Raw genomic sequence first — 9,076 nt, 5'->3', positions numbered from 1 at the left:
GGGAAACCGGCAGGACGCCGGTTTAGCCGCGCTGGGCCAGGGACGGCCCATCGCGGCGATCCACGGAGCAATGCCTTCGTTACGGCATGCCGAGCCTAGGCGAGGCACCGAGTGGTGGGGCAAAGCCTTTTGCTTCCTTTTTGGCGTTTGAAAAAGGGAGTCGCCGTAAGGGCGAAACCATAAGCAGCCGTTACCGCAGGAATGGATATGTACACCTGAAAAAAAACGGCCATCTGCCGAAACAGACGACCGCAAAAAGGAGCAAATCCGGGGGGCGTCCGCCTACAAACCCCAACGCATCAACAACAGCACCAGCACCACCAGGAAGACAGTCTCCCCGACCATCAGCAGGATCGGCTTGATCCCCACCGCAGCCAACTCCTTGAGCTGGGTCTTCATGCCCAGCGCGCTGATGGCGATAACCAGGCACCAGCGCGACAACTCATTAATCGAACCCTGCACCACCGGGGCTATCCAACCGGTGCTGTTGATGCACGCCAGCATCAGAAAACCGACGGCGAACCAGGGCAACAACGGCGGTCGTTTGCCGGTCGGGTCGACGCCCTGGGTGCGGGACATCATCGCCGCGCAAACGATCACCGGCAGCAGCATGGCCACGCGCATCAACTTGACCACCGTGGCGGTATCGCCGGTCTCGGTCGACACGCTGTAGCCGGCACCCACCACCTGGGCCACGTCGTGAATGGTGGCGCCGAGAAACACCCCGACCGACTGGGGATCGAGCTCGAGCCAGTTGGCGATCATCGGATAGACGATCATGGCCAGGGTCGACAGCGCCGACACGCCAATCACGGTGAACAGCGTGGCACGCTCCTTCTGCGGATGATTGGGAAAGGACGCCGCCAATGCCAATGCTGCAGAGGCACCACAAATGGCCGTGGCGCCGCCGGTGAGCATGCCGAACAGGCGCTGGAACCCCATGGCCCTGGCCGCCACCATCGAGACGAGGATGGTCACCACGACCGAGATCACTACCAGGGCCGCCGGTTTCCAGCCCAGCGCGGCGATCTGTTCGAGGGTGATACGCATGCCCAGCAATGCCACGCCGATGCGTAACACGGTCCGTGAGGTGAACTCGATACCGGCCTTGCACTTGCCGTCGCCCGCAAGAAAATTCATCGCCATACCCAGCAGCAACGCGAACAACATCACCGGCGCGCCATAGTGCTCGGAAAGGAAACTCGCTGCCGCGGCAACGATCAGGCTGACGATAAAACCGGGCATCAATTCTTGAACACGGCTGTGCACATAGGCCAGTGCAATGGCACTCATAAGCTCGGTTCCTTACACGCGACGACGATGAACACCTGGCCGTCGACCACCTCGACCGGGTAGGTTTCAACCTTCACGCTGTTCGAATTGAGCAGGTAGCCACTCGCCAGGTCGAAGCGCAGGCCGTGGGCACCGCACTGGATGACTCGGCCCTCCTGTCGCCCCCCGCAGAGTGAAGCCCCCTGGTGCGGACAGCTGTCGTCGATGGCGTAGAGCTGGCCGGCGACATTGAACAGCGCCAGGCTGCTGCCCGCAGGCTCGAACAGCGTGCGCATGCCGGGTGCCGGGACTTTTTCCGGCGGCACCGCGATGCGCCGACTCATGCCGATTGACTCCCGGCAACGTCCGGCGCAAGGGCCTGGTACATGGCCTGCAACAACACCTCGGCCGGCTGCGCACCGGACAACGCCTGGCGACGGTTGAAGATGAAATACGGCACGCCCCTGGCGCTCATCCCACCATCGTTGTAGAGGGCTCGAGCGCCCTCCAGGCAGTCGGCCAAGGCCGAGCGCGGGTAGCCACAGGACTCGGCGATCGACAGCAGGGTGGCACTGTTTCCGATATCTTCGCCTCGATGAAAATAGGCGGCGAACAGCCGTTCCAACAGGGCATCGCGCTGCGCTACGCTGCCCAGTTCAGCGGCACGCTCCAGTAGACGATGGGCATCGGCGGTGTTGGGCATGGTGCTGATGCCACTGAAGTCGATGCTCAAGCCGACGCTTTGCGCGGCCTGCCGGACTTGCGCCTGGCGTTTTTGCACCGCCTCGACACTGCCCAGTCGCTGGCGGTAGAACTCGACAAAAGGCACGCCCTGCGCCGGCAGGTGTGGCAGCAGCTGCACACCATGCCAGGCCAATTCCACCTCGACTTGCGGGTGGCTGGCGCGCAACTGTGTGAGTGCGCGTTCTAGTTGACGCTTGCCAATCAGGCACCAGGGGCAAATGAAGTCGAAGAACACATTGATGCGCAATGTCCCTGTCACGACGACACCTCCATCGCGGCTTTGGTGGGCACTTCTTCGACAGTCCCACCCTGCACGCGGGCCATGTCAGCGAGATAGTGACAGCGGATGTAGAAAAACACCGCCGCTGCCGCGATGCTCATCAGCGGTATCAACTGGAAGGCGCCGTGCAGGCCGATCAGATCAGACACCCGGCCGGTGAGGAAAGGCCCCGGGGCCAGGCCGAGCAGATTGTTGACCAGTGTCAGGGTGGCGAACGCGGTGCCATGCACTTTGTAGTGGGTCAGGTTGGCGATCGTGGCAATGGTCGGGCCGTTGACGCCAGTCACCAATAGCATGGCCAGGCCAATCAGCACCAACTGCAACGGGCCAACGGACTGCACCAGAGCCAGCGACATCAGCAGGCAACTGCCCAGGCAGAACACCATGGACATCTCGATCTTGCGCAACGGCGATTGCCGGCTCAGGCGATCACTGAGCATGCCGCACAGAATCGCCCCGACGCCGCAGCACAACACCATGACGCCCGCCATGACGCCCGCCTTGCCTTCGCCCATCGCGTAGTAGCGATTGAAATAGCTCGGCATCCACACAATCATGCTGCCCACCACGAATGTCTGCAGGCCGCTGGCGACGTAGGCAGCAATCACCGAACGCGTGCCGTACAAGGTGCGCAGCGGGCTCTTGACCGTCGCTGCGGTCTTGCTGGCGACCGTGGCCAGGCGCTGCGGGGCAATGCGCGCTTCCTTGACGATGATCGGATAAAGCGCCGCCAACACCAGGCCGAACAGCGCCATACTGGCGAAGGACCAACGCCAGCCCAGCTTGACCGCAATTGCCCCACCAATGGAAATACCCAGCACCGAACCGAACATGGCGCCCGCCATGAAGGCACTGGCGAGGGTCGCTCGCATGCTTTTGGGAAACACCGATACCACCACGGCGACGCCGACGCTGCCGTAGGCCGCCTCGCCGACGCCGACCATGAAGCGCGCAAACAGCATTTCCGGGTAGTTCTGTGCCAGGGCGCAGCCCAGGGTCGCCAGGCTCCATAGCGCGGCCATCAGCGCCAGGCTCTTGACCCGGCCATAGCGGTCGGCCAGCAGCGACAGGGGAATCGTCAGCAGGCCGACCATCAGTGCAACGATGCCGCTGAGCAGACCGAGTTGGCCGTCGCTCAGCGTCCACTCGTTCTTGAGAATCGGGAACACGGCATTGAGTACCTGCCGTGACATGTAATCGGAAATCAACAGGCCGAAGGTCAGCACAAACACAATCCAGGCGTACCGTCGCGGAATGCCAATCGAAGTATCCATCTCATCGGCCACTGTACTGTGGTGAAACGCCATGCTGCCTCCTCGGTGTCTAGCACCCGTTTTGTTATTGTTTTCGGTCTTGCCCGCGCGTAGAGATGAGCAGGGGCAGGACGCCATTGGCACCCTGCCCCGCCAACCGGATTACCCGCGTTGTGGTACGCCCTTCTGATTCGGCTGGCGGTTCGGTGCCATGCCGTTGGCCAACAGGGTTTCTTCAACGGTCTTGTACTGCACGCCGATACGGTAGATGTCGCGCGCCTCTTTGCCGGTGGCGATTTCACGCCCCAACTCGTGGGCGATGCGCACCGTCTGTTTGACCTGCTCCACGGAAGAGAAGCGCTTGCCGTGCTGATCGATGATGGTGTCTTCATTGCCCAGGCGTGGGTGCAAGCCCATGGCCAACGCAATGGTGTTGAGCGGCAGCACGTTCTTGAGCAGCGACTCGGCGGTCAAGGTACAACGATCCGGCACACGATTGATGAAGTTCATCAGGTTCATCGGGTTCGGGCCGTCGAAACCACCACCAATGCCGATCCAGGTCAGGTTCAATGGCCCCTTGTAGATGCCTTTGCGCACCAGGCGCTCAAGGGTTTCATAGGCATGAATACCGGTCAGCTGGAAGTGCGGCTGAATATTGCTCGCTTGCAGGCGCTTGAGGTGCTCGGCGACCCAGGCAGGACCTGCCGGCACGGTCATTTCGCTATAGGCGGCATGGGTGGCCGGGTCGAACAGGGAGGTATCTTCAATGCCCTCCGGATACAGCAGCTCGGTGATGGTCATTTGAATGGTGTTGATGGCGATCGTGACCTGATCCGGCTTGGGCGTCAGGTCCGCGAGCATGTGCCGGGTATCGTCGGAGAGCCACAGGGCTTCGGCACCATCGCCTTCAGGGGCAAAGGAAATCGAGCCGCCGACCTGGATGATCATGTCCGGTACGGCTTCACGCACGCCGGCGATCAACTCGTTGAACTTGGACAGGCGCTTGGACCCTTTGCCGTCCAGTTCGCGGACATGCAAGTGCAGCACGGTGGCGCCGGCTTCATAGCAGTCGACCGCCGCCTGCACATGCTCGTCCATGGTCAGCGGAATGTCTTCCGGGAAGTCGCCAGGCATCCACTGTGGAGCGTAAGGGGCGACGGTAATCACCACTTTTTCCATGGTATCGGGGTGCAGGGAATCGTCGAAAAACTGCATGGTTATCTCCTGTTTTTGTTTTTGCCTGCCCGACAGGCTGTACGGAGCAGGCCTTGGCATGGGTGCAGGTGGAGTTGCTCAGTAGGTCTTTTCGCCAATGATCCCGGCGCGCTCCATCTTGCGATGACAAGCCGGGTAATCCATCACGGCGTAATGCTGGGTGCTGCGGTTGTCCCAGATGGCGATGCTGTTGGGCTTCCAGCGCCAGCGCACCTGATACTCCGGGATGTTGGCCTGGCTGGTCAGGTAGCGCAGCAGCTCGGACGAGCCCTGGGTGAAATCCTGGCCGAAACGCACCCGCTCGGCGGTGTGGAAGTTGGTGAAGTGCGTGGTGAACGAATTGACGAACAGCACTTTTTCACCGGTCTCGGGGTGGATGCGCACCACCGGGTGTTCGGCGTCCGGGTACCGGGCCTTGAGCGCCAGGCGCTTCTCGATCGGCATCGCTGCGCCGAAGGTCGCCTCGATGCTATGTCGGGCGCGCAGGCCTTCGATCCTGGCTTTCACGTCGTTCGGCAGATGCTTGTAGGCCTCCACCATATTGGCCCACATGGTGTCGCCACCGACCGGCGGGCACTCCAGGCAGCGCAGCACGGCGCCCAGCGGCGGTGCCTCGCGCCAGGTGGCATCGGTGTGCCAGGAGTTCTCATAACGGTCGACCGGACTGTCCGGATTCTTGTAGACCTGCACCAGGCCGGGATAATCCGGGTGACTACCGACGACCGGGTGATCCTCCAGTTCGCCAAAGCGCTGGGCAAAGGCCACATGCTCGGCACGACTGATGTCCTGGTCGCGCAGGAACAGCACGCGATGCTTGAGCAACTGGGCGCGGATCTCGGCGAACAGGCCGTCGTCATGGACGGCATCGGCCAGGTTGACGCCCGTCAGCTCTGCGCCAATGCTGCAGGTAAGTTGTTCGACTTGCATGGCGGCAGACCTCCTTAGATGACGAAGATCGATGAGCCAGTGGTCTTGCGCGACTCCAGATCCTGGTGAGCCTGCACGGCGTCCAGCAAACTGTAATGCTGGTTGATCTCGATCTTGATCTTGCCGCTGCCGACCAGGCCGAAGATCTCAGCGGCCAGGTCAGCCTTCTCTGCCGGGTCGGCGATGTAATCGGCCAGTGCCGGACGGGTCATGAACAGCGAGCCTTTCATCGCCAGTTGCGCCGGGCTGAAGGGCGGAATCGGGCCCGATGCCGTACCGACGCAGACCATCAGGCCACGTCGTTTGAGGGAGTCCAGCGAGCCCTCGAAGGTGCTCTTGCCAACGCTATCGAACACCACGTTGACGCCGACACCGTCGGTCAATTCACGCACGCGTTTGGCCACGTCTTCGTGGCTGTAATTGATCACGTGATCGCAACCATGGGCACGGGCGAGTTCAGCCTTGGCCTCGCTGGAGACGGTGCCGATCACATTCAGGCCCTGCAGCTTCGCCCACTGCGAGACAATCAGGCCGACACCGCCAGCGGCAGCGTGCAGCAGGATGCTGTCACCGGCCTTGAAGTCATAGATGCGACGCATCAGGTACGCCGAGGTAAGCCCGCGCATGGTCATGGCCGCCGCCGTCTCGAAGGAGATGCTTTCCGGCAGTTTGATCAACGGTGCAGCCGGGATCAGGCGCTCGGTGCTGTAGGCACCGAGGGTGTTGATAAAGCCGGTGTAAGTGACCCGATCGCCGACCACCACATTGCTCACGCCCTCGCCCACCGCCTCCACCACACCGGCGGCTTCGACGCCGATGCCATTGGGCATCGGGATCGGGTAGGTGCCATTACGAAAGTAGGTGTCGGCATAGTTGAGGCCGACCGCTACATGGCGCAGACGAACCTCGCCAGGACCTGGATCGCCGACCTCGACCTCTTCAAAGCGAAGAACTTCGGGACCACCGGTTTCGTAAAATCGTACGACTTGGGCCATGCTTTTTTTCTCCAATCAGCGTTCTGGGTGCACTACGGCGATTACGTTGACTGGAATGTAAGCCTCAGGTCGCCTGAGCGCATCTCATCGAACGACAGCGCCGGCACATTTGGTGACAACGGGCGTCGCTCGATACGGTCCTGCCACGGGCCGGTCATACCGTGCCTTGCTTCACGCTGTCGTTTGCGCATTGGCGGCCGCTGTCATCGATTGCTAACTCCCTGACGCCCAATGAGAAGCAGACAACCTGCGTGTGACGATACTGGTTTGCTCATCAATCAGTGACGCGGCACGTCTAGACCGATGCTTTTGCGCCCTGATGAGGGCCATCGGTTGCATCTCAAAAAAACAATCAGAGAGAGCGCAGAATGAAGTTCAGTTTTGTCGATAACAGCAAGCCAACCCGACGACGGGTTCTACGCGATGCCTTCACCCTGGCTTTGGCCGCCTCGCCCTTGGCCAGCATCGCCAGGGCAGCCGACGAAACCGCCGAAGAAGTGACCTTTGCGGCGGGCCCACGGCCACTGGTGCAGTACCCGCAAAAACGACCGCTGACCCTGGTGACCACTCGCCCGCCGCACCTGGAAACGCCCTTCGCTGTTTTCAACGAAGGGCCGATCACCCCCAATGACGCCTTTTTCGTGCGTTACCACCTGGCCAATTTCCCGACCAGCATCGATCCGGACAGCTACCGGCTGACGGTCAAGGGTGCGGTCGACACCACGTTGTCACTGTCCCTCGCAGAGCTCAAGTCTCTGGCACCGCCTGTAGAAGTGGTGGCCGTCAACCAGTGCTCGGGGAACAGTCGTGGTTTCTCGATGCCACGGGTTTTCGGTGCGCAACTGGGCAACGGCTCAATGGGCAATGCGCGCTGGGTGGGGGTGCCGCTCAAGGCTGTACTGGAAAAGGCCGGGGTGAAAGCCGACGCCAGGCAAGTGACATTCCGTGGACTCGATAAGCCCGTGTTGCCAAGCACGCCGGAGTTCATCAAGGCCCTGGACATCAGCCATGCCATGGACGGTGAGCCCATGATCGCCTGGTCGATGAACGGCACCGACCTGCCCTTCCTCAATGGTTATCCGATACGCCTGGTGGTGCCCGGCTATTTCGGCACGTACTGGGTCAAGCACTTGAGCGAGATCGAAGTCGTCGACCATGAGTACGACGGTTTCTTCATGGCGAAAGGTTACCGCGTGCCGGATAACGATTGTTTCTGCATCGCCCCCGGCACCACGCCGGCAAAAACCCGGCCGATCTCCAAGTTGCCGGTACGCAGCTTCATTACCAGCGTTAAAACGGGTGATGTGTTGCCGTGGAAAAAAAGCGTGATGCTCAAGGGCATCGCGTTCGATGGCGGCGCCGGGGTCAACAAGGTGGAAATATCCATCGACGGTGGAAAGCTCTGGCGTGAAGCCACGCTTGGGCAGGACCTTGGCCGTTTCTCGTTCCGTGAGTGGACGTTGGCGATCACCCTTACCCACAAAGGCGCCACACAGTTGATGGTGCGAGCCACTAACAGCGCGGGCGAGACACAACCGCTGCAAGCCGACTGGAACCCTGCCGGCTACCGGCGCCACGTCGTCGAAACCAGCCACGTGACCGTCGCCTGAGGAGAGCCCCATGAAACCCATGAAACTCATGACCCGCTTGCTGTGCGCGACGCAAATTTGCCTGGCCGGGATGGCCAGCGCAGCGCCACTGTCGATCACCCTGCCGCCCGAAACAGCTACGTTCAAATCCAGCGCGCTGCCTGGCTATCCAATGGCCCAGCAGAAATGTTCCATCTGCCATTCAGCGGACTACATCAGCTTCCAGCCTCCGGGCATGAGCCTGGCGCAGTGGACGGCAGAAGCGGGCAAGATGCAGCATGTGTACGGCGCTCCGATCAGCGATCAGGACGTGACCATCATCGGCGCCTACCTGGCGGCGACCTACGGCAGTGCCCGGGCGAGCGATGCCGATGTGCAGGCCGCCTCGTATCCGTCGACAGGCCAAACCACGGCAGCTCCTGTGGCAAAAGCCGACGCCACGGCCCTGCTGCAGAACAACGCTTGCCTGTCCTGCCACGCGATCGATCACAAGGTCGTCGGGCCGGCCTATCACGATGTGGCTGCCAAGTACGCCAATGACCCGCAGGCACTGGCCAAGGTAACGTCCAGCATTGCGCACGGCGGTAGCGGCAAATGGGGGGATATCCCGATGCCGCCTTTCGCGCAGTTAAGCCCGGACGATTTGCGTAGCCTGGCGACGTTCATCCTGCAGCAGTGAGCGGGCCATGAGGGGCATATTTGGATTGGGTGTATATCCGTTGCTGCGGTAACGGCCACCTAGGGTTTCGCTCTTACATCTATGGTTACCCCCTTTTCTGCAATACTGTTTTTGATGCGTGT

General features: G+C 61.3%; 9 protein-coding genes. 2 read left to right on the top strand and 7 right to left on the bottom strand.

Going from position 1 to position 9,076, the window contains the following annotated elements:
- Nucleotides 1-282: 282 nt before the first annotated feature.
- From HFK74_RS31835 to HFK74_RS31805, 7 genes are all read right to left on the bottom strand, one after another.
- Nucleotides 283-1,293 (bottom strand): YeiH family protein, encoded by a 1,011-nt coding sequence (locus tag HFK74_RS31835; RefSeq protein ID WP_180207002.1) that lies wholly within the window; start codon nt 1,291-1,293, stop codon nt 283-285.
- Nucleotides 1,290-1,616: a Rieske 2Fe-2S domain-containing protein gene (locus HFK74_RS31830; RefSeq protein ID WP_180207001.1), complete on the bottom strand. Its 327-nt coding sequence runs from the start codon at nt 1,614-1,616 to the stop codon at nt 1,290-1,292. The genes HFK74_RS31835 and HFK74_RS31830 overlap by 4 nt, the downstream gene beginning before the upstream one ends.
- Nucleotides 1,613-2,275 (bottom strand): DsbA family oxidoreductase, encoded by a 663-nt coding sequence (locus tag HFK74_RS31825; protein ID WP_180207000.1) that lies wholly within the window; start codon nt 2,273-2,275, stop codon nt 1,613-1,615. The genes HFK74_RS31830 and HFK74_RS31825 overlap by 4 nt, the downstream gene beginning before the upstream one ends.
- On the bottom strand, nt 2,272-3,603 hold the full coding sequence (locus HFK74_RS31820) for an MFS transporter (RefSeq protein WP_180206999.1): 1,332 nt from the start codon (nt 3,601-3,603) through the stop codon (nt 2,272-2,274). Before HFK74_RS31820 ends, HFK74_RS31825 begins: the two co-directional genes overlap by 4 nt.
- Before the next feature lie 108 nt (nt 3,604-3,711).
- Nucleotides 3,712-4,764: a 3-keto-5-aminohexanoate cleavage protein gene (locus tag HFK74_RS31815; protein ID WP_180206998.1), complete on the bottom strand. Its 1,053-nt coding sequence runs from the start codon at nt 4,762-4,764 to the stop codon at nt 3,712-3,714.
- A gap of 78 nt (nt 4,765-4,842) precedes the next feature.
- Nucleotides 4,843-5,691 (bottom strand): TauD/TfdA family dioxygenase, encoded by an 849-nt coding sequence (locus tag HFK74_RS31810; protein WP_180206997.1) that lies wholly within the window; start codon nt 5,689-5,691, stop codon nt 4,843-4,845.
- 14 nt (nt 5,692-5,705) lie between these two features.
- Nucleotides 5,706-6,686 carry a quinone oxidoreductase gene (locus tag HFK74_RS31805; RefSeq protein WP_180206996.1) on the bottom strand — a complete coding sequence of 327 codons (981 nt, stop codon included), beginning with the start codon at nt 6,684-6,686 and terminating at the stop codon, nt 5,706-5,708.
- Nucleotides 6,687-7,054: 368 nt separating this feature from the next.
- Here HFK74_RS31805 and HFK74_RS31800 point away from each other — a divergent pair, with 368 nt between their 5' ends.
- Nucleotides 7,055-8,296, top strand: a complete 1,242-nt coding sequence (locus HFK74_RS31800) for a molybdopterin-dependent oxidoreductase (protein ID WP_180206994.1) — start codon at nt 7,055-7,057, stop codon at nt 8,294-8,296.
- 10 nt (nt 8,297-8,306) lie between these two features.
- Entirely contained in the window at nt 8,307-8,954 is a 648-nt protein-coding gene (locus tag HFK74_RS31795) for a c-type cytochrome (RefSeq protein ID WP_180206993.1), read from the top strand.
- The last annotated feature ends 122 nt before the right edge of the window (nt 8,955-9,076 follow it).

The sequence above is a fragment of the Pseudomonas sp. SbOxS1 genome (assembly GCF_013416725.1).
Lineage (GTDB): Bacteria > Pseudomonadota > Gammaproteobacteria > Pseudomonadales > Pseudomonadaceae > Aquipseudomonas.
Note: the sequence above shows the minus strand (reverse complement) of the source record. Positions and strands in the feature narration are given on the sequence as shown.

Coding starts and splice junctions, on each gene's coding strand:
- HFK74_RS31835 (WP_180207002.1), bottom strand. CDS start 1,293: ATGAGTGCCATTGCACTGGCCTATGTGCACAGCCGTGTTCAAGAATTG.
- HFK74_RS31830 (WP_180207001.1), bottom strand. CDS start 1,616: ATGAGTCGGCGCATCGCGGTGCCGCCGGAAAAAGTCCCGGCACCCGGC.
- HFK74_RS31820 (WP_180206999.1), bottom strand. CDS start 3,603: ATGGCGTTTCACCACAGTACAGTGGCCGATGAGATGGATACTTCGATT.
- HFK74_RS31815 (WP_180206998.1), bottom strand. CDS start 4,764: ATGCAGTTTTTCGACGATTCCCTGCACCCCGATACCATGGAAAAAGTG.
- HFK74_RS31810 (WP_180206997.1), bottom strand. CDS start 5,691: ATGCAAGTCGAACAACTTACCTGCAGCATTGGCGCAGAGCTGACGGGC.
- HFK74_RS31805 (WP_180206996.1), bottom strand. CDS start 6,686: ATGGCCCAAGTCGTACGATTTTACGAAACCGGTGGTCCCGAAGTTCTT.
- HFK74_RS31800 (WP_180206994.1), top strand. CDS start 7,055: ATGAAGTTCAGTTTTGTCGATAACAGCAAGCCAACCCGACGACGGGTT.
- HFK74_RS31795 (WP_180206993.1), top strand. CDS start 8,307: ATGAAACCCATGAAACTCATGACCCGCTTGCTGTGCGCGACGCAAATT.